Below are 19,852 nucleotides of genomic sequence, written 5' to 3' on the forward strand. Positions count from 1 at the left end.
GGCGAAGGCCGCCGCCCCGGTGTCCCAGGACGGCGGCCTTCACCGCATACGGAAGGCTCAGGCCTTCTTCGGGTCCTCCAGGCGCGGGAACAGCACCGCGCCCTTCGTGATCGTCGCGCCGGCCGGGAGCTGGCCCCAGGTGGCGGCGGACTGGACCGGCTGGGTGCCCAGGGCGCCCAGGGAGGGCTCGGCGCCCAGGGAGTCCCAGAGGGCCTGGGAGGTCTCCGGCATGATCGGGTTCAGCAGGACCGCGACCGCGCGCAGGGACTCGGCGGCCGTGTAGAGGATGGTCGCCAGGCGGGCCCGGCCCTCCTCCGACTCGTCCTTCGCGACCTTCCAGGGCTCCTGCTCCGTGATGTAGCCGTTGACCTGCTTCACGAAGTCGAAGATCGCCAGGATGCCGGCCTGGAAGTCCAGTTCCTCGCCGATCTTCCGGTCCGCCGTCTCGACCGCCTTCGCCAGGCCCTCGTGCAGCGCCTTCTCCGCGTCGCCCTCGGCCGTCGCCGCCGGCAGCTCGCCGCCGAAGTACTTGCCGACCATCGCCGCCACGCGCGAGGCGAGGTTGCCGTAGTCGTTCGCGAGCTCGGACGTGTAGCGGGCGGAGAAGTCCTCCCACGAGAACGAGCCGTCCTGCCCGAACGCGATCGCCCGCAGGAAGTACCAGCGGTACGCGTCCACGCCGAAGTGCGAGGTCAGGTCCTGCGGCTTGATGCCGGTCAGGTTCGACTTCGACATCTTCTCGCCGCCGACCATCAGCCAGCCGTTCGCCGCGACCCGGCCCGGGACCGGCAGGCCCTGCGCCATCAGCATGGCCGGCCAGATGATCGCGTGGAAGCGGAGGATGTCCTTGCCGATGAGGTGGACGTCGGCCGGGAAGGTCGCGTCGAACTTCTCCGGGTTCTCGTTGTAGCCGACCGCCGTCGCGTAGTTCAGGAGCGCGTCGATCCAGACATAGATCACGTGCTCCTTGTCCCACGGCACCGGGATGCCCCAGTCGAAGGTCGAGCGCGAGATGGAGAGGTCCTCAAGGCCCTGCTTGACGAAGTTCAGCACCTCGTTGCGGGCCGACTCCGGCTGCACGAAGCCCGGGTTCGCCTCGTAGAACTCGAGCAGCTTCGGACCGTACTCGCTCAGCTTGAAGAAGTAGTTCTCCTCCTTGAGGATCTCCACCGGCTTCTTGTGGACGGCGCACAGCTTCGTGCCGTCCTCCGCCTCGATGAGGTCGCCGGGGAGCTTGAACTCCTCGCAGCCCACGCAGTACGGGCCCTCGTAGCCGCCCTTGTAGATCTCGCGCTTGTCGTACAGGTCCTGCACGAACTCCTGGACGCGGTCGGTGTGACGCTTCTGGGTGGTGCGGATGAAGTCGTCGTTCGCGATGTTCAGGTGCTCCCAGAGGGGCTTCCAGGCCTCCTCGACGAGCTTGTCGCACCACTCCTGCGGGCTGACGCCGTTCGCCTCCGCGGTGCGCATGATCTTCTGACCGTGCTCGTCCGTGCCGGTGAGGTACCACACCTTCTCACCGCGCTGGCGGTGCCAGCGGGTGAGCACGTCGCCTGCGACGGTCGTATAGGCGTGGCCCAGGTGAGGAGCGTCGTTGACGTAGTAGATGGGGGTCGTGACGTAGAACGCCTTCGAGCCCTGCTTCTCGGATCCAGTGGCCGCCATGGTCCGAATTTTAACGGTCGGGAGGACCTGCCCTCACACGGATAAAGCCGGGACCGGCCCGGGGCCGGAGGGCGGTCGCCCCCCGGCCCCGGGCCGGTCCATGATCAGAGCTCGGTCACGGCTCGGTCAGAGCGACCAGTCCGCCAGCACGCCGCGGTAGAACGCCGTGTGCGCCGTCTCGACCGGCGTCGCGCCCGCGAAGTGGACACCCGTACGGGGTGTGGCCAGCTTGCGCAGGTAGTCGAAGGCCTTGCCGTCCTCCTCGCCCCACACCGTGAAGCGCCAGTGGATCTCCCGGTCCGGGCGCTCCGCCGCGTCCGTCAGGGCCTGGGTCGCGGCCGTCTTCGACTCCGGCGCGCCGTCCGTCTGGAAGATCACCAGGGCCGGGCGGGTCGGGTCCGCGGACTTGTCGTGAAGGGCGAGGACCTCCTCGACGGCGCGGTGGTAGTTCGTCCGGCCGAGGCGGCCGAGGGTCGCGTTGATCTCCTCCAGGCGGGTGGGGGTGAGCTCGGCGGGGGTCAGCTCGGCCGTGCCGTCGATGTCCGTCGAGAAGAAGACGGTCGTCACGGCCGCGTCCTCGGAGAGGTGCGCGGCGAGCGCCACCGTCTGCTCCGCGAGGCGCTGGACCGAGCCGTCCTTGAAGTACGGGCGCATCGAACCCGACCGGTCCACCACCAGGTACACCGCCGCCCGCGCCCCGGTGAGCCCCTGCTTCTTCAGGACGGTGCCGGCCGCCTTGTACGCGTCGGAGAGGTGCGGCGCGGCGGCCTTCACCTTGGCGAGGGAGAGCGCGGGCTTGCCGGCGACAGCCGGGACCGGCTCCTCGGCCGGGGCGGGCTCCTCCTCCTGCTCCTGTACGGGGGCGGGCTCGGGCGCGACCTCCGCCTCGGGCTCTTCCTGTACGGGGGCGGGCTCGGGCGCGACCTCCGCCTCGGGCTCCTCCTGTACGGGCTCGGACTCGGGCGCGACCTCCGCCACGGGCTCAGCCGCCTCAGGCTCCACCTCAGGCTCCGCCTCCGCCTCCTGCTCGGCCGCCTCAGGCTCCGCCTCCGCCACGACCTCCGGCTCGGCCGCCTCCGCGACGGCCTCCGCGACCTCGTCCCCCGCTCGCCGCGCCTGCGGGATCTGCGGGTTGTCGAAGGCGGCCGCCACCAGGTCCGCCGCCGCCCGCTGCGCGGGCGTCTCGGGCTTCGCCTCCGGCTCAGGGGCGAGCTCCGGCTCCGCCGGAGCCTCGGCCACCACCGGGGCCGGCACCGGGGCCGCCTCCGCCACGGTCTCCGCCACGGCCTCCGCCGCCGGCTCCGCGTCGACCTTCACCGGCTCCGCCTCGGGGGACGTCGCCTGGGCGGGGACGACGGAGGCCGCCGTTTCCGGGACCTCGGATTCGGCGCCGTTCGCGCGGTCGCGGCCGAACACCTTGCGCAGCAAGCTCCGAATACCCATGGGCGAACCCCTTCACATGAGTTGGGTGCGGTATGCGTCCTATGTCCCCGGCGGAACGGCGATTCCTGGCCAGGGCGGACACGTAAGGTTAGCGGCCGCCCTCCCCGGTCCCTACGACCCGGGCGCCCGCGGTTGCCGCAGATTCATCGCGCGTTCACTCTGTCGCCGTCATCGTGCAGGCGGGCGCACCTAACGTCACGGCGGACCGCGCTCAATCATGGAGGACGACGTGCGCAAACTGCTGCCGCTGCTGAGCAACCACGCCCACGGAGGCGGCCGTTCCGCCCTGACCTGCCGCTACCGCTGTGGTGACGCCTGTTTCCAGGAGGTCCCCAACACCAGCGACAACGAGTACGTCGGTGATGTCATAGCCGGTGCGCTTTCGCGCCGTTCGCTCATGCGCGCCGCGGCCGTCGTGACCGTCGCCACCGCCGCCGGCTCCGCCGTCGCGCTGGGCGACGCGCCCGCCGCCGAGGCGCACGAGCCGGCGAAGGGCCACGGCGCCGCCAAGGCCGACGGCGCCCGCGGCCTGCGCTTCGCGCCCGTCGCGCCCAACACCGCCGACCAGGTCTCCGTCCCCGCCGGCTACTCCCAGAACGTGGTCATCCGCTGGGGCGAGCCCATCCTCCGCGGCGCCCCGGCCTTCGACTCCGAGAAGCAGACGGCCAAGGCGCAGGCCGGCCAGTTCGGCTACAACAACGACTTCCTCTCCCTGCTCCCGCTGCGCGGCGAGCACCACCGTCAGGTCCTCGTGGCCAACCACGAGTACACCGACGAGAACCTGATGTTCCGCGGCTACGACCCCGCGAACCCGACCCGCGAGCAGGTCGAGATCGCCTGGGCGGCACACGGCCTGTCCGTGGTCGTCGTGCAGGAGGAGCACCGCACCGGCCGGCTGACCCCGGTCACCCGCCACCACCTCAACCGGCGGCTCACCGCCACCAGCCGGTTCGAGCTCACCGGCCCGGCGGCGGGCGGCGCCCTGGTGAAGACCTCGGCGGACCCGGCCGGCCGCACCGTCCTCGGCACGCTCAACAACTGCGCCGGCGGCACCACCCCGTGGGGCACCACCCTCCACGGCGAGGAGAACTTCAACCAGTACTTCGCCCACGCCTCCTCCGCCACCGACAAGCGGTACGGCATCGGCACCGGGGCCTCCGAGCGCAAGTGGGAGCGCTTCGACCGGCGCTTCGACCTCGCGCAGGAGCCCAACGAGGCACACCGCTTCGGCTGGGTCGTCGAGCTCGACCCGTACGACCCGGAGTCCACGCCCCGCAAGCGCACCGCGCTCGGCCGCTTCAAGCACGAGGCCGCCCAGCCGCGCCTGACCGCCGACGGGCGCCCGGTGGTCTACATGGGCGACGACGAGCGCTTCGACTACTTCTACAAGTTCGTCTCCTCGAAGCGGATGAAGAAGGGCGGCTCGCGCGCCGCCCACGCGCACAACCTCACCCTGCTCGACGAGGGCACCCTCTACGTCGCCAAGCTGACCGGCGACTCCCCGGCCGCCGAGATCGACGGCACCGGCAAGCTGCCCGCCGACGGCGAGTTCGACGGTTCCGGCACGTGGATCCCGCTGGCCACGGCCGGCCCGGACGGCGCCGTGTCGCACGTGCCCGGCATGACCGCCGAGGAGGTGTACGTCTTCACCCGCCTCGCCGGTGACAAGGTCGGCGCCACCAAGATGGACCGCCCCGAGGACGTCGAGCCGTCCCCGCGCACCGGCCGCGTGTACGTCGCGCTCACCAACAACTCCGACCGCGGCAAGGCCGGCAAGGCGGCGGCCGACGAGGCGAACCCGCGCAACCTCAACAAGCACGGCCAGATCCTGGAGCTCGCCGAGCACTGGGACGACCCGGCCTCCGACGGCTTCGCCTGGCGCCTCTTCCTGGTCGCCGGCGACCCGAACGACCCGGCCACCTACTTCTCCGGCTTCCCGAAGGAGAGGGTCAGCCCCATCTCCTGCCCGGACAACGTGGCCTTCGACCCGCACGGCAACCTGTGGATCTCCACCGACGGCAACCAGCTCGGCTCCCACGACGGCCTGTTCGGCGTCGCCACGCAGGGCGAGCGGCGCGGTGAGCTCAAGCAGTTCCTGACCGTGCCGACCGGCGCCGAGACCTGTGGCCCGCTGGTCCAGGACCGCCGGGTGCTGGTCTCCGTGCAGCACCCGGGCGAGCTCGACGGCGCGTCCGTCGAGAAGCCGGCCTCCGTCTGGCCCGACGGCCCCGGAAAGATCGTCCGTCCGTCGGTCGTCGCCGTCTGGCGCACCGACGGCCGCGACATCGGCGTCTGACGAGACCCGACCGGTGTGAGGGGGGCGGGCGTCAGCCCGTCCCCTGCTCCGCGCCGCCGCCGCTGCCGTTCCCGCCGCCGGGACCGATCCCGACGCCCTCCCGGAACCGCACGAACTGCTCCTCCGGCTCCCCCGTGTACACCCACGGCACCCACGCCGCCCGCGCCCCGAGCAGCGTGAGCAGCGCCCGCGCCATGTCCACCTGGCCCGCGTAACAGGCCGCGTGCGCCAGGTAGTTGAGGTCGGCCACCTCCTCCGGCGCCACCGGCATGCCCAGCTCGCGCCCGCCGATCCAGCGGGCGTACGTGCGGCGCAGCTCGGTCACCGCCAGCTCGTGCTTCCAGTGCTGGTCGAAGCCGCGCACCGGCCCCCGGCCGAGCGCCCCGTCCACCACGTACCGGTACTCCTCGACCCGCGCGATCTGCACCAGGATCGGCAGCGGCGAACCGGGCGGCGCGACGCCCGCCGCGTCCCGTGCGAAGTCGTACATCGCGCCGTGCGTCCCGTGCCAGCGCGCCGACCAGTAGCGCATCACCTGCGCGTGGCCCTCGACGTTGTACGGGTCGCGGCGCCGCAACTCGTCGAACCAGTGCCGCAGTTGGCGCCGCGGCACCCCGCCCTCGTAGAGCCGGGCCACCGAGAGCAGCGACACCCACGGCATCGGATCGGCCGGGGCCGCGTCCGCCGCCGTCAGACAGGCGTCGACGGAGGCGTCGATCCGGCCCCGGTCGACGATGCTGCCCCGCCCGGCGGCGATGGCCGCGTCGAAGACCCGTACCACCTCGGTGGCCGCCCGCAGCACCGCCGCGTCCGGGTTGCCGGGCTCGGCGCCCCGCCAGGCCTCGACGGTCGAGCTGCCGGCCGCGGCGTGCGAGAGCAGCCGCAGCCGGTGCGTACGGCGCGGCCAGTCGTCCCCGGTGGCCCGCAGCAGATCCCGAACGCCCTGCCAGCGGCCGATCACCATGTCCTGCCGGGCCTCGGTGAGCGCCCGATCGCCGAAGTCGGGGTCGAAGTCGGGTACGAACCGGCCCTGTCTGTCCGAACGGCGGCGCAGTGCGGCCATCGGGTACCTCCCTCGCGAGGACTTCGGCTTCGGCTACGGCTACAACTGGGGGCGTACGGATACGGGTTCGGGTTCGGTTCCGGCGTATCCGAAGAGGGCGTTCGGGCGGCATCGGTTTCGGTGCCACTGCCCGGTACCCCGTATGGGCGACAGGCGGTCAGAAGTCCGTCGCCAGCGACTTGTCCTCCCGGCGCGCCCGCGGCGAGTCCGGCGCGGCGAAGGGTTCGGCCGCGGCGAGCACGCGGGCCGCGTCGAGGCGGGCCGGCCGGTAGTAGGCGCTGCCCTTCCGCCAGTACACGAGCATCGGGACGACACCGAGGGCGAGGCCGCCGAGGCCGATGGTCAGCGAGGTGGTGGAGAGTTCGCCGAGCGACTCGACGAAGGCCCACAGCATGAACGCCGAGCCGAGCAGCGGCCACGCCCCGCCGAGCAGGAACTCCTTCACGGAGCGCAGCAGCAGACCCTTGTACGCGACGACGGCGGCGATGCCGGCGAGCGCGTAGTAGAAGGCGATCAGCAGGCCGATCGCGCGCACCGCGTCGCCGAGGACCTGGCCGACCGAGCCGGCGGCGGCCGCGGCCGCGAACATCACGAGCGCGGCGGCGCCGACGACGGCGATCGCCACCCACGGGGTGTTCCAGCGGCGGTGGACGGTGCCGAGGGCGGCGGGCAGGGTGCGGTCGCGGCCCATCGCGAACAGCGAGCGGGTGACCTGGATGAGGGTGGTCTCCAGGGTGGCGACGGTCGACAGGAGCACCGCGAGGATCAGCAGCTTGCCGCCGACGCCGGGCCAGATCTCCTGCCCGAGGACGGCGAGGACGTTGGCGCCGCCGCGCTCGATGCGGTCGGCGCTCAGCAGCACGTTGACGGCGACGGTGAAGGCCTCGAAGAGCAGGAAGACGACCCCGACGCCGACGAGGGCGGTGAGCCCGGCGGTGCGCCGGCTGTTCCGGGTCTCCTCGCTGAGGTTGCTGGTGACGTCCCAGCCCCAGTAGTAGAAGGCGGCGATCAGCGCGCCCGCCGCGAAGCCGGACGGCCCGCGGAACTGGTCGAGGCCGAACCACGACCAGTCGAAGGCGGTCGCGTGCCCGTGGTGCGCGAAGGCGGCGAGCAGGAAGACGACGAGGAGCAGCAGTTCCACGCCGGAGAGCAGGAGTTGGGCGCGGACGGTGAGCCGGACGCCGCCGAGGACGACAAGCAGCATCATCAGGAACCAGCCGGCGCCGACGAGCGACGCGAGCACGGTGTCGTCGGCGAGTCCGGCGTCGAACAGCGACAGCGTGAGGGACCCGGCGGGCAGCGAACCCGCCACCATGAACACGGTCGTGGCGAGGACGAGCGCCCAGCCGGAGAGGAAGCCGAGGAAGGGGTGGAGGGTGCGGCCCACCCAGGAGTATCCGGCGCCCGCGTTGACGTCGATCCGGCCGAGCCGGGCGTAGGCGAGGACGATGCCGAACATCGGTATCGCGCAGTAGAGCAGCGACGCCGGTCCGGCGAGGCCGACCGCGCCGAACAGCACGGCGGTGGTCGCGGCCAGCGAGTACGCGGGGGCGCTGCCCGCCACGGCCATCACGAGGGTGTCGAACGTGCCGAGGGCGTTGGGCTGCAGACCCCGGCCGGGGGATCTGCCGGAACTGCCGGAACTGCCGGAAGCTGTGCGCATGGCGGTGTCCTCGGGGACGCGGGGAGCGGGGGGAGGGGTACGGCGTGGGGAGGCGTGCGGCGTGGGGACGGGTGCGGCGTGGGGACGGGCAGGCGGGGACGGCGTGATCGTGCCACCAGAGCTCGCTCGTGGCCGGAAAGGGGCGCGGATCACGGTGAATTCGAGCGCATCGTAGTCGTACCCGTGAGTTCCGGTAACGGCGGTGGGAGGGTTCGGTTCCGCAACCGCCGGTAACCGCTTCCGTACGCCCCTTTGGCCGGGTTTACGGCGCGGGCGGCGCGGAAGAGATGGCGCGCGCCGCGCGCACCTCCTGCCGGAGCGGGCCGAGCACGCCCTCCTCGTCGCCGCCGAGGTCCGCCCGTACCTCCACGAGCACGTCGCTGGAGCGCAGCCCGTCCGCCAGCTCCCGCAACTGCTTCTCCACGGCGGCCACCTCGGCCGGTTCGGGCGGTGGAGCGCCGTGGTCGACGCGGATCCGGGCGGCGGTGGTGGCGTCCACGATCCGTTCGACGGCGATGGCGAGCGGCCACCACGCGGCGGCGAGGTCCCCGGCGGGCGGCGGTTCGGTCAGCGCGCGCTGGAACTCCGAGCGTACGGAGGACATGTCGCGGTACAGCTTGCGGCGGGCGCGGTGCCGGGCGGTCGGGTCGTCGTTCTGACCGGACAGGGGTGTGGCGAGGGCCGCGGGGGCGAAGGCCAGGGTCACGTACGCGGCGGTGTCCGCGACCGCGTCGGCGAGCCGGTCCGCGACCCGGGTGTGCCAGGACTCCGGCCACAGCAGATAGCCCGCGACCAGCGCGATGCCGCAGCCGATCAGCGAGTCGTAGAGCCGTGGCAGGACGAGGTCGAAGCCCTGGTGGTTGAGCAGGTCGGAGAGGAGCAGGATGACCGGGGTGATGGCGGCGGTCTGGAAGGCGTACCCCTTCGCGGAGAAGGCCGGGATCAGCGCGGCGAGCACCACCATCACCGGCACGTCCCACCATCCGCGCGGCACCGAGGCGAGCAGCGGCGCGGCGATGACGAGCCCGCCGGCGGTGCCGAGGGCGCGCAGCACCGCGCGCGAGAACACCGAGCCGAAGTCCGGCTTCAGGACGAACGTGACGGTGAGCGCCACCCAGTACGAGCGGGGCACGGCGATCAGCGACACCAGCGCCTGCGCGAGGCCGATGCACAGCGCGAGCCGCAGGCCGTAGCGCCAGGAGGCGCCGGAGAGCAGCACGTTGCGGGCGGTGCGCCGGATCCGTACGCGCAGGGCGGCGGGGCGGCCGAGCCGGTCGTCCACGTTGTGCGGGTCGGGCTCGGTCCGGTGCACGACGCTCGCCGCGTGCCGCAGCGCCGTGTCGACGGCCTTCTCGGAGGGGCGGCGGGCCTCGGGCAGCTTCAGCTCGTACGGGCGGCGGCCGGCGCGGTCCCGCTGCCCCTCCCGTCCGACCCTGTCGGCGAGTTCGTGCACGGCGGCCGGGATCTCCGGCGGCAGCGGCCGGTGGAAGCGGCGGGCCGCGAGATGGGCGGCGGGCGCGGCCTCCAGGAGCGGGATGAGCACGTTGAGCTCGGCGAGCAGCCGCACCAGGGTGGGCGCCCGGCCGTGCTGCCGGGCACGGCGGGCAAGCACCAGGTCGTAGGACTGGTTGAGCGAGCCGGTGACGGCCTGCCGCTTCTCGTCGTACGCGTCGGTGCCCGCGGCCTCGAAGAGCTCGGCGACCGCCCGGTAGGTCCCGGCGACCGCCGTCCGCTCCGGCGCGCCACCGCGCAGCGGCCAGCCGAGCAGGGTGAGGGCCAGGACCACGACCCCGCCGAGCCCGAGCAGCAGCGGCGCCTTCCACCACGGGTCGGGCATCGGCAGACCCGCGCCGACCACCGCGTTGAGCAGGAGCAGCAGGCCGGAGACGGAGGCGACGGCGCCGATCGACGAGATCATCCCGGAGACCAGCGCGACGAGGGTGAGCGCGGCGACGGCGAGCCAGCCGTGGCCGAAGACCAGGGTGCCGAGGGTGACGCCGAGGGCGCCGAAGAGCTGCGGTACGGCGATGTTGAAGAACCGCATCCGGTACGCGTCTGCGGTGTCGCCGATGACCCCGGACAGGGCGCCCATCGACACCAGCGCCCCGTACGCGGGCTGCCCCGCGGCGAGTCCGGCGGCGAGCGGCGCGGCGAGCGCGATCGAGGCGCGGCCGACGGCCGGCCAGGGCACGGGCGTCGGCTGCGGGCGCAGACCGGCGGTCAGCCAGGCGGGCGGGGAGAGCCGTGGGGACTGTTTCGACCGCTCCGATCGCTCCGACCGTTCCGATTGCGCCGATTTCGCCATGGTCAAACGTTACGGCGGGGACGCGCCGGGTGGCCCGGGGGCCCGGTCAGGTGCGCGGTCGGGTTCTCTGCCGGGTGCCCGGTCAGCTGCGGTAGCCCTCGACCTCGGCCGCCGGGCGGACGGCGGCGGTGTCCGGGTCCTCGCCGAACTCGACCTTGGCGCGGCGCTGCCGCAGCAGGTCCCAGCACTGGTCGAGCTGGACCTCCAGCTCGGCGAGCCGGGACCGCTCCTCGTCGCGGAGGCCGCCGACGCGCTGGCGCAGGGAGCGTTCCTCCTCGACGAGAGAGCCGATGTTCTCGAGGATCTCGTCGTTCTCCATGTCTTCCAGCGTGGCCGATCGCCGCCCGCTCCGCGAGGCGGGCGGACGCCGATCGGGTACGCGGGACGCGGGACGGGCCGGCGCGCTCAGTGCCGCAGCGCCTGGGCGATCTGGGCCTGGGTGGCCCCGGAGAGGGTCCGGTTGCTGCGGGCGGTGCCGGTCTTGGACTGCCCCGGCGCCACGCCGTCGATGTTGAGGACGACGGCGTCGAGGAAGTTCCCGTCCGCGTCACGGAAGTTGACCATCACCGTGTAGTCGGCGGCCTTGTCCGTGGGGTTGGTCGCGGTGATCTCGGCGACCGTGCGGTCCCCGTCCGTGGACGTCGCCCCGGCCTTCACGTCGCCGGTCGCGTTGATCCCGTCCTTGACCTCGTCCATCTTCTGCTGCGCGGCCGAGGCCACGGCGGCGGTGGCGGACGAGACGATCTGGCCCGCCTTGTCCGCGGCCTCGTCGCAGCCGGTCAGGGCGACGGTGAGGGTGAGGGTGAGGGCGGCGGATGCCGTGAGGGCCGTACGACGCCGGCTCACCAGGTCTCACTCCCGTAGTCCTTGTCCGCCGCCAGCGCCCAGATGACGAAGACGGACACCGCCATGGAGAACAGCGCCCACCACGGCTGGTACGGCAGGAACAGGAACTGCGCCACGATGTTCAGCGAGGCGAGGGAGATACCCGCGATGCGGCCCCACTCGGCGCCCTTGAGGATGCCGGCGCCGGCGATGGCGACGATCACGCCGAGGCAGAGGTGGATCCAGCCCCAGGACGTCAGGTCGAACTTGAAGACGTAGTCGCCGACGCGCGTGTAGATGTCGTCCTCGGCGATGCCGGCGATGCCCTGGAGGATGTCCATGACGCCGGTGACCAGCATGAGGACACCGGCGAACATGGTGCCGCCGGACGCCCAGGCGCCGGAGGTCGACTGCTGCGGTTGCCGCGGCTGCTGCGGGGATGCGGTGTTCTGGCTCATGGGCTCATCGTGGGAGCGTCTGTTCGGTTCCGAACCTTCTGCTGGGCCGTACGAGTGACAGACCTATCCTGGACAGGTAGCATCCAGAATCATGAGGATGAACGAGGGTGTGGAGTGGGCGCTGCACAGCTGCCTCAACCTCGCCTGGATCGGCGAGGAGCGGGCGGTCACGGCCGCCCGGCTCGCGGCGTACCACGAACTGCCCGCGCCCTACCTCAACAAGCAGCTCCAGGCCCTGGTCCGGGCCGGGATCCTGACCTCCGTCTCCGGACCCCGGGGCGGCTTCCGGCTGGCCCGGGCGCTCGACCGGATCACGCTGATGGACGTGGTCGTGGCGATCGAGGGCCCCGACGAGGCCTTCCGCTGCACCGAGATCATCGGCCAGGGGCCCGGCGCGGTGACGACGGGCCGCCCGAGCGCCGAGTGCGCCATCGCCGAGGCGATGGGCCGCGCGGAGCTGGCCTGGCGGCGCGAACTTGCCGCCCGGACCCTGGCCGACGTGCGCGCACAGGCGGAACGGCGGGCGCCGTCGGCGCCGGACCGGATCCGCCGCTGGTTCGCGGCGACGTGAGTCGGTGGCGGTGGGCCGGGGTTTCGTCAGCCCCAGATTCTGGACATCCAATATCTCGATTACGCACGACTCACTGTTACGGGAAGGAAGTACGTACGTCATGAGCGTTCCGCACACCGACCAGCGCACCATCACCAACCCCGCGACCCTGCATGACCCGACGCCCTTCGGCTACAGCCACGCCGTCTCCGCGCCCGGCGAACTCGTCTTCATCGGGGGCCAGTACGCCTCCGACGCCACCGGCGCGCCCGTCCCCGGCGACTTCGCCGCCCAGGTCGAGCTGTCCCTGACCAACCTCCGGCACGCCCTGGCGGGCGCGGGCCTCGGCTTCGAGCACGTGGTCCGGCTCGGCTCGTACATCGTCGAGCACGACCTGGCCAAGCTGGAGGTCCTCGGCAAGGCCCTGCACGTCGCCTTCGGCGACCGGCTCCCGGCGCAGACCCTCAGCGGGGTGGCGGCCCTGGCGCTGCCCGGGATGCTCTTCGAGATCGACGCGGTCGCCGTCCGTCCGTAACGGGCTGACACGGCGCTGATCTGATCCACTTGCGGCGGGCGGGGCGGGGGTGTGCCCTGGAGGGTGCACCCTCAGGTGCGCACCGTGCGGGAAAGGAGTTCCGCCATGGCAGCACACGCAGCCGCCCCGGCCCGCGGGCAGTTCAGCACTCACGGCTGGGGACTGCCCGTCCTCATCGGCATCAGCTACGGCCTGTACGCCCCGGTCGTCGTCCGGGACGGCGGCCCGCTGGCCTGGAGCCAGTTCTGGATCGGTCTGATCAGCGCCGTCGTGCTGGCCGTCGCCATCCACACGCTCCACCGCTACGGCCGGCGGCTGCGGCGCGAGCTGCACGCGGTCGCCTGGGGCGCCCTCGCCGGCATCGCGCTCGGCTACCTGGTGAGCCTCTCCGGCAAGAGTGTGCTCTCCTCGTCGATGCTCGGACTGATCACCTGTGGGGTGGTGACCGCCGCCACCTTCTACACCTTCTACACCCACGAGGACGCGGTCGGCCGCCCCGCGCCCTACTGATCGCCCTGCCGATCGGTGAGCGTCCGGCGCCGGTAGTAGGCGACGGCCACCGCCGCCAGCAGCAACGGCCAGACGGCGAGCGGCAGATAACACCCGAGGAACAGGGCCTGCTGGGCCGGGTTCAGCACCGTGCCGTCCCCGGTCGCCAGGCCCGCCGCCTCGGCGTAGGCGGACCAACCGACCGCTGCGAACAGTCCGGCGCTGCCCACCAGGGCGGCGCCGGTCGCGATCCGCGCGTCGACCCGTCGCCCGAGGAACACCTCGCCCCAGGGCCGCACCAGGCCGAGCGTCAGGTAGGCGAGCAGCTCGGAGAGCACGGTCAGGCCGACCATGTACGCGAGCATGCCCGGCTCGGCATCCAGGTACGGCGAGCTCTCGGCGACCGGCAGCCCGAACCCGAGCGCGAGCCGCCACAGCCCGGCGGGCAGCACGAGCAGCGGCACGGCGTGCGCGGCGAGCACGGCCCAACGGGCGGCGCCGGGCACGGAGTTACGGGCGATGCGCAGCGGCGCGGTTGTCTTCGGCATGCCCCCAGCGTCCCGTCCGGACCCGCCCGGCCGCGTCGCCCGGACGGCCGGTCCGCCTCCGCCGTACGGCGGAGCCCGCTCCTACTGCCCTCGGGGCTTGGTCTGCTGCACCGCCCAGCGGTTGCCGTCCGGGTCGGCGAAGTAGACGAAGGAGCCCCACGGCTGGTCGTCGATCGGGCTCACGTCGATGCCGCGGCCGGTGAGGTCGGCGTGCGCCTCCTCGATGTCGGTGACGACGACCTGCAGGTTGTCCAGGGAGCCCGGGGCCATCTCGGTGATGCCCTTGCCGAAGGCGATCGAGCAGGCCGAGCCGGGCGGGGTCATCTGGACGAAGCGGATCTCCTCGCTGACGGTCACGTCGTGGTCGGCGTGGAAGCCGACCCGTTCGTAGAAGGCCTTGGCGCGGTCGATGTCGGTGACGGGAACGCCGATCAGCTCCAGCTTGATGTCCATGCCCGCCATCATGCGTCGGGTGGTTGAGGCCCGCCCGTTGACCTTCCCCCACGGGGAAGGCCCACCGTGGCGGATGCCGGGCCACGGGGCCCGGCACAGGGAGGCTTCGGGCTTCGGGGAGGCTGGGGACCATGGACGCGCTGCTCACGATCGGCGACTTCGCCCGCGCGACGGGCCTCACGCCCAAGGCCCTGCGCCGCTACGACGAGCTCGGCCTGCTGCGGCCGGCCCGCGTCGACCCGTTCTCCGGCTACCGGTACTACGCCGGCGAGCAGGTGGAACGGGCCCGTCTGGTGGGCTGGCTGCGGCGGATCGGCATGCCGCTGGCCGAGATCGGGCGGGTCTGCGCGCGGTACGAGACGGATCCGGCGGGCGCGGCTCGGGCGCGATCCGTGCCACCTCCGTTGTGGCCCTTCGCCCCGTCGGGGCGACGCGCACCGTGCCACCTCCGTTGCAGCCCTCCGGCCCGCCGGGGCGGCGCTTCTGCCACCTCCGTTGTGGGCATACGTTCCGCAGGGGCTGGGGGTCCCCCCAGGGCGAAGCCCTAGGGGGAGGGTGGGCACAACGGACGGCGCCCCTTGCCGGGCCTAGGCTCCCGCGCCTGAACGGTGCGCCAGAGCGCGCCGCACTGGTGGTGCGGGTCCAGGCGCAGGTGCGGAACGCGCCCGCATGGGCGCCGTCCCGTGTGCCCACCCGTCCCGCCCCAGCGGGACGAATGCCCACAACGGGAAACGGCGAAGGCCCACACCCACACGGGAACGGCGAAGGCCCACACCCGCCCGTGCGGGTGGGCACCGCCCCGGCGGGACGGAGGCCCACAGGGGGTGGGTGGCAGAGGCCATCGCCGCCCGTGCGGGTGGGAACCCGCCCTCGCGGGCGCAGGCCCACGATGGGAACGGCACGGCACAGCCCGTACACGGGGGCATCGCTCCGGGGAGCGAAGGCCCGCGGCGGGCGCGGGACAGCGGCGCGGGCGCAGCCCGCACCAAAGGGGGCTACGGCAGCGTCAGGAGACGCGCGCTTGGCGCGGGCGCCATCGCATGCCGTTGACCTGGCCCGGCTCGTCGCCGATGACGTAGCGAACCCGGCGGCCGTGGACGCGGCGGGCGGGGGCGCGGCAGCCGCGGGGGCGGCAGCCGCGGGCGAGCGGGGCGTGGCGGCGGTCGCTTCCGTCCGCGTGCACGTCGACGGCGCCCCGGGCGATGCGGCCCGGGACGTGCGGCGTGTCGTGGCGGAAGCGGACGGTCATGCCGGGTCAGCCCCGCCCGTGGCGCAGCGCCGGGTGGGCGCCGGCGGCGACCAGGTCGGCGACGGCGGACTTCGGGTCGCGGCCGGTGACCAAGGACTCGCCGACCAGGACCGCGTCGGCGCCGGCGTTGGCGTACGCGATGAGGTCGTGCGGGCCGCGGACGCCGGACTCGGCGACCTTGACGATGCCGGCCGGGATCTCGGGCGCGACGCGCTCGAAGGTGGACCGGTCGACCTTGAGGGTCTTGAGGTTGCGCGCGTTGACGCCGATGATGCGGGCGCCGGCGTCGACGGCCCGCTCGACCTCCTCCTCGTCGTGGACCTCGACCAGCGGCGTGAGGCCGATGGACTCGGCGCGCTCGATGAGGGAGACCAGGGCCTCCTGCTCGAGGGCGGCGACGATGAGCAGCGCGAGGTCCGCGCCGTAGGCCCGGGCCTCCCAGAGCTGGTACGCGGTGACGATGAAGTCCTTGCGCAGGACCGGGATGTCGACGCGGGCGCGCACGGCCTCCAGGTCGGCCAGCGAGCCGCCGAAGCGGCGCTGTTCGGTGAGGACGGAGATGACGGCGGCGCCGCCCGCCTCGTAGTCGGCGGCGAGGCCGGCCGGGTCGGCGATGGCGGCGAGCGCGCCCTTGGACGGGCTGGAGCGCTTGACCTCGCAGATCACCTTGACGCCGTCACCGCGCAGTGCGGCGACGCCGTCCTTGGCCTGCGGCGCCTTGGCGGCGCGCTCCTTGAGCTCGTCGAGGGAGACCCGCGCCTGCCGCTCTGCGAGGTCGGCGCGGACGCCGTCGATGATCTCGTCGAGCACACTCACGCGAGAGGCCCCCTTCCGGGACTCGATGAACTTCGATGAACAACGTTCAGCCACGTCGATGGTATCCGCAGGTGGGCCGCTGACCCGCATCGGTTGACGACGCGTCCCATCTGCTGGGACTTCGCAGGGGTTCCGACCAGGTCCTCAGGGCGCGAGCGCGGCCCCGAACGGCAGGTTCCGGACCACCGTGAACAGGGTGAGCACGGCGCCGATCCCCCACCACCAGGCCGGGGAGATCGCGAGCCGCATGGGGACGCCGCGGACGGCGCGAACCAGCCACAGGACCATCACCACGGCGAAGATCCCGTAGCCGACGACGGCGAGCGCGTTGGCGCCGAGGGCGGTGCCGAGGTCGCCGTGGATGAAGGCGTGGGCGCTGCGCAGTCCGCCGCAGCCGGGGCAGTAGAGGCCGGCGAAGCGGAGCAGGGGGCAGACGGGGTAGTGCCCGGGTTCGTTGGGGTCGACGCTCCCGACGTACGCGAAGGCCGCGGCGACCCCGGCGAGGGCGCCCAGCGGGGCAAGGAGACGCCGGGCGAGCGGCCGGGGCGGCGGAGACGGTACGGGTGGCCCGTACGCCCCGTACGGCCCCCAGGGCCCGTGCGCATGGCCGGAGGCGTCGGAGTACGGCTCGCTCACGGCTGCCGCCGTCGGGGCCGCCGTCGGGGCCGGAGTCGGGGCCGGGCTCGGGTTCGGATCCACCCGGTGATTCTCACCCGTACGACGCGAAGGCGCAGCACCGCGTCGCGGGACTGCGCCTTCGGGGTGAACCGGGGTGCGGCGGCCGGTCAGGCCTTGCCGAGGGCGGTCCGGGTGGCGGCCTCGCGGGCGGCCACGACGTCGGCCGAGTCCTTCGGCATGCCCATGCCGGCGATCTTCATCGCTCCGCCGACGACACCGCCGAGGAGGATGACACCGATACCGGCCCAGAAGCCGGCCACGTTGGCGGCCACCATGAAGACTCCGGCGATGCAGAAGCCGATGAAGGAGATGATGACACCGGTCCAGGCGGCCGGGGTGTGTCCGTGGGCGCTGCCCGCCATGAGTTGCTCCTCGTCGATGTTGCTCGGTGGTGACGCCTCATTCTTCCGCACATGGGCGCGCGACGATGAATCGGGGTGCCCGAACGATCACGCGTCGCGCCCGGCGTGCCGGATCGGCGCCGGATCAGGCGCCGTGGGTCGGGTCCTCGCCGCGGTCGAGGGCCTTCCAGAGGTCCTCGGGGCGGTCCGGGTCGAGGGTGGCCGGGCGGCGGGCGGCGCGGGGCGCGCCGGAGCGCTCGTAGCGGCCGCCCATGGCGGGCCACGCCTTGCCGAAGCGCAGCGCGAAGAGCCCGGCGGCCAGGATGAGGACGGCGCCGGCGGCGGTGACGTACGGCCAGACCGTGTGGCTGAGGCCGCCGACCGCGGCGGCGGTGTTGCCGGTGATCCGGGCGGCCTCGGCGTCCAGGGCGGCGCTGTCGGAGGCGCCGAGGACGGCGGCGAGGGCCGCGCCGGCGCCGCTCAGGGCGAGCAGCGCGGCGACCATGGTGCGGCCGGTGCGGCGGACCGCGAAGACGGCGACGAGGGCGGCGAGGCCGACGATCGCGAGCGCGGTCGGGACGCCGGTGACGGTGCCGCCGTCGGCCTCGACGGGGACGGTTCCGCCGCCGACGGCCGCGGTGCCCTCGGCCCAGATCTGGCCGGCGGAGAGCAGTACGACGGTGGCTCCGAGGGCGCCGAGCAGCAGGGCCGCGGCCAGGCTGCGGCGGGCGCCGGAGGAGGCGGCGCCGCCCGGTCGGGCGGCTCGGGGCTGGGGTACGGGTACAGCACTCACATACCCCACTATCCCCTACCGGCCCGCCGTTCGTTCATCCGGTCGTGTGAACCTGCCCACCTGGCGATCACCGGTGGAAGGTCACCGAGGAAGGTGACCGGGCGTCAAGGTCGGCCGTCAGCCGACCGTCAGCCTGCCGTGAGCCCGCCGCCCGCCGGCCGTCAGCCCGCCGTCAGCCCGCCGTCAGCCCGCCGTCATCCGGTTGGCCGTGTGGACCGCCCGCAGGACGGCGGCCGCCTTGTTGCGGCACTCGTTGTCCTCGGCAGCCGGGTCGGAGTCGGCGACGACACCGGCTCCGGCCTGCACGTACGCCGTGCCGTCCCGCAGCAGCGCGGTGCGGATGGCGATGGCGGTGTCGGAGTCGCCGGCGAAGTCGAGGTAGCCGACGCAGCCGCCGTACAGGCCGCGCCGGGACGGCTCCAGCTCCTCGATGATCTGCATGGCGCGCGGCTTGGGCGCCCCGGAGAGGGTGCCGGCCGGGAAGCAGGCGGTGAGGACGTCGAAGGCCGTCTTCCCCTCGGCGACCTCGCCAGTGACGGTGGAGACGATGTGCATGACGTGCGAGTAGCGCTCGACCGACATGAAGTCGACGACCTCGACGGAGCCGGGCCGGCAGACCCGGCCGAGGTCGTTGCGGCCGAGGTCGACGAGCATCAGGTGCTCGGCGCGCTCCTTGGGGTCGGCGAGCAGCTCCTCGGCGAGGTCGTGGTCCTCCTGCGGGGTGGCGCCGCGGTGCCGGGTGCCGGCGATGGGGTGGACCATCGCGCGCCCGTCCTCGACCTTGACCAGGGCCTCGGGCGAGGAGCCGACGACGTCGAAGCCGTTCTCGAAGCGGAAGAGGTACATGTACGGGGACGGGTTGGTGGCCCGCAGCACCCGGTAGACGTCGAGCGCGGAGGCGGTGCAGGGGGTCTCGAAGCGCTGCGAGGGGACGACCTGGAAGGCCTCCCCGGCCCGGATGCGCTCCTTGATGTCCTCGACGGCGTCCTGGTAGGCGGGGCCGCCCCACAGGGCCGTGTACTCGGGCAGGGCGGACTCGGGCAGGGCGGCCGGGGTGGACGCGACGGGGCGGGCCAGGTCGGCCTCCATCGCGTCGAGCCGGGCGACGGCCCCCGCGTACGCCTCGTCGACGCCGGTCTCCAGGTCGTTGTGGTTGATCGCGTTGGCGATCAGGAGCACGCTGCCGTCCCAGTGGTCGAGGACGGCGAGGTCGCTGGTGAGCAGCATGGTGAGCTCGGGCAGCTTGAGGTCGTCGCGACCGTGCTCGCCGATCCGCTCCAGGCGGCGCACGATGTCGTAGCCGAGGTAGCCGACCATGCCGCCGGTGAACGGCGGCATGCCGCTCGCCAGGTCACGCGGAGTGTGGAGGGTCTCGACGGTGGCGCGCAGGGCGGCGAGCGGGTCGCCGTCGACGGGGACGCCGACCGGCGGGGTGCCGAGCCAGTGTGCCTGCCCGTCCTTGACGGTCAGGGTGGCGTCGCTGCGCACGCCGATGAAGGAGTAGCGGGACCAGCTGCGCCCGTTCTCGGCGGATTCGAGGAGGAAGGTGCCGGGGCGTTCGGCGGCGAGCTTGCGATAGAGCCCGACCGGAGTGTCCCCGTCCGCGAGGAGCCGGCGGCTGACGGGGATGACGCGGCGGTCGGCCGCCAGCTTGCGGAAGGTCTCGAGATCCATGGCGCCAG

Annotated in this window: 20 protein-coding genes and 1 pseudogene; 5 read left to right on the forward strand and 16 right to left on the reverse strand. The window is 73.1% G+C overall.

Annotation, left to right across the window (positions count from 1 at the left end; genetic code table 11):
- Positions 1-57: 57 nt before the first annotated feature.
- Together metG and KV205_RS01835 are read right to left on the reverse strand one after the other, a co-directional pair.
- Positions 58-1,665, reverse strand: a complete 1,608-nt coding sequence (gene metG, locus KV205_RS01830; RefSeq protein WP_265861569.1) for a methionine--tRNA ligase — start codon at positions 1,663-1,665, stop codon at positions 58-60.
- A gap of 126 nt (positions 1,666-1,791) precedes the next feature.
- Entirely contained in the window at positions 1,792-3,108 is a 1,317-nt protein-coding gene (locus KV205_RS01835) for a VWA domain-containing protein (protein ID WP_265861571.1), read from the reverse strand.
- 229 nt (positions 3,109-3,337) lie between these two features.
- Here KV205_RS01835 and KV205_RS01840 point away from each other — a divergent pair, with 229 nt between their 5' ends.
- Positions 3,338-5,404, forward strand: a complete 2,067-nt coding sequence (locus KV205_RS01840; RefSeq protein ID WP_265861899.1) for a PhoX family phosphatase — start codon at positions 3,338-3,340, stop codon at positions 5,402-5,404.
- A gap of 31 nt (positions 5,405-5,435) precedes the next feature.
- On the opposite strand, the gene KV205_RS01845 is transcribed toward KV205_RS01840, so the two are convergent.
- The 6 genes from KV205_RS01845 to KV205_RS01870 all read right to left on the reverse strand — a co-directional run bounded on the left by KV205_RS01845 (position 5,436) and on the right by KV205_RS01870 (position 11,718).
- Positions 5,436-6,467 (reverse strand): hypothetical protein, encoded by a 1,032-nt coding sequence (locus tag KV205_RS01845; RefSeq protein ID WP_265861572.1) that lies wholly within the window; start codon positions 6,465-6,467, stop codon positions 5,436-5,438.
- 157 nt (positions 6,468-6,624) lie between these two features.
- Positions 6,625-8,130, reverse strand: a complete 1,506-nt coding sequence (locus KV205_RS01850) for an APC family permease (protein ID WP_265861573.1) — start codon at positions 8,128-8,130, stop codon at positions 6,625-6,627.
- 262 nt (positions 8,131-8,392) lie between these two features.
- Positions 8,393-10,321 carry an FUSC family protein gene (locus tag KV205_RS01855; RefSeq protein ID WP_374214596.1) on the reverse strand — a complete coding sequence of 643 codons (1,929 nt, stop codon included), beginning with the start codon at positions 10,319-10,321 and terminating at the stop codon, positions 8,393-8,395.
- A 196-nt stretch (positions 10,322-10,517) separates the two neighbouring features.
- Positions 10,518-10,754 (reverse strand): DUF2630 family protein, encoded by a 237-nt coding sequence (locus tag KV205_RS01860; RefSeq protein ID WP_265861578.1) that lies wholly within the window; start codon positions 10,752-10,754, stop codon positions 10,518-10,520.
- Between the two features lie 86 nt (positions 10,755-10,840).
- A complete protein-coding gene (locus tag KV205_RS01865; protein WP_265861580.1) occupies positions 10,841-11,281 on the reverse strand; it encodes a hypothetical protein in 441 nt (146 codons plus the stop codon).
- Complete coding sequence (locus KV205_RS01870; RefSeq protein ID WP_265861581.1) at positions 11,278-11,718, reverse strand: hypothetical protein; 441 nt, start codon at positions 11,716-11,718, stop codon at positions 11,278-11,280. The genes KV205_RS01865 and KV205_RS01870 overlap by 4 nt, the downstream gene beginning before the upstream one ends.
- Positions 11,719-11,815: 97 nt before the next feature.
- On the opposite strand from KV205_RS01870, the gene KV205_RS01875 reads away from it, so the two are divergent.
- The 3 genes from KV205_RS01875 to KV205_RS01885 all read left to right on the forward strand — a co-directional run bounded on the left by KV205_RS01875 (position 11,816) and on the right by KV205_RS01885 (position 13,313).
- Positions 11,816-12,289, forward strand: a complete 474-nt coding sequence (locus KV205_RS01875; RefSeq protein WP_265861901.1) for an Rrf2 family transcriptional regulator — start codon at positions 11,816-11,818, stop codon at positions 12,287-12,289.
- A gap of 100 nt (positions 12,290-12,389) precedes the next feature.
- The gene (locus KV205_RS01880) at positions 12,390-12,803 is read left to right on the forward strand and encodes a RidA family protein (protein WP_265861582.1); all 414 of its coding nucleotides are present in this window, start codon (positions 12,390-12,392) and stop codon (positions 12,801-12,803) included.
- Between the two features lie 105 nt (positions 12,804-12,908).
- Positions 12,909-13,313 carry a hypothetical protein gene (locus KV205_RS01885; protein WP_265861584.1) on the forward strand — a complete coding sequence of 135 codons (405 nt, stop codon included), beginning with the start codon at positions 12,909-12,911 and terminating at the stop codon, positions 13,311-13,313.
- Here the strand turns inward: KV205_RS01885 and KV205_RS01890 are convergent.
- Complete coding sequence (locus tag KV205_RS01890) at positions 13,307-13,840, reverse strand: hypothetical protein (protein WP_265861585.1); 534 nt, start codon at positions 13,838-13,840, stop codon at positions 13,307-13,309. The genes KV205_RS01885 and KV205_RS01890 overlap by 7 nt on opposite strands.
- An 81-nt stretch (positions 13,841-13,921) precedes the next feature.
- Entirely contained in the window at positions 13,922-14,293 is a 372-nt protein-coding gene (locus KV205_RS01895) for a VOC family protein (RefSeq protein WP_265861586.1), read from the reverse strand.
- Between the two features lie 131 nt (positions 14,294-14,424).
- Between KV205_RS01895 and KV205_RS01900 the strand changes: the two are divergent.
- Positions 14,425-14,676 (forward strand): annotated as a pseudogene (locus KV205_RS01900) (MerR family transcriptional regulator); the annotation flags it as partial.
- Between the two features lie 623 nt (positions 14,677-15,299).
- Here KV205_RS01900 and trpM read toward each other — a convergent pair.
- The 6 genes from trpM to KV205_RS01930 all read right to left on the reverse strand — a co-directional run bounded on the left by trpM (position 15,300) and on the right by KV205_RS01930 (position 19,844).
- Entirely contained in the window at positions 15,300-15,542 is a 243-nt protein-coding gene (gene trpM / locus KV205_RS01905) for a tryptophan biosynthesis modulator TrpM (RefSeq protein WP_265861587.1), read from the reverse strand.
- 6 nt (positions 15,543-15,548) lie between these two features.
- A complete protein-coding gene (gene trpC / locus KV205_RS01910) occupies positions 15,549-16,358 on the reverse strand; it encodes an indole-3-glycerol phosphate synthase TrpC (protein ID WP_265861589.1) in 810 nt (269 codons plus the stop codon).
- Between the two features lie 144 nt (positions 16,359-16,502).
- Positions 16,503-16,994, reverse strand: coding sequence for a DUF2752 domain-containing protein (locus tag KV205_RS01915; protein ID WP_265861590.1), 492 nt, complete (start codon positions 16,992-16,994; stop codon positions 16,503-16,505).
- 149 nt (positions 16,995-17,143) lie between these two features.
- The gene (locus tag KV205_RS01920) at positions 17,144-17,398 is read right to left on the reverse strand and encodes an HGxxPAAW family protein (protein WP_265861592.1); all 255 of its coding nucleotides are present in this window, start codon (positions 17,396-17,398) and stop codon (positions 17,144-17,146) included.
- Between the two features lie 124 nt (positions 17,399-17,522).
- Positions 17,523-18,179 (reverse strand): TIGR02234 family membrane protein, encoded by a 657-nt coding sequence (locus KV205_RS01925; RefSeq protein ID WP_265861594.1) that lies wholly within the window; start codon positions 18,177-18,179, stop codon positions 17,523-17,525.
- A 174-nt stretch (positions 18,180-18,353) separates the two neighbouring features.
- Positions 18,354-19,844 (reverse strand): anthranilate synthase component I, encoded by a 1,491-nt coding sequence (locus KV205_RS01930; RefSeq protein WP_265861596.1) that lies wholly within the window; start codon positions 19,842-19,844, stop codon positions 18,354-18,356.
- Positions 19,845-19,852 lie beyond the last annotated feature (8 nt).

Source organism: Streptomyces sp. SKN60 (genome assembly GCF_026236535.1).
Lineage (GTDB): Bacteria > Actinomycetota > Actinomycetes > Streptomycetales > Streptomycetaceae > Streptomyces.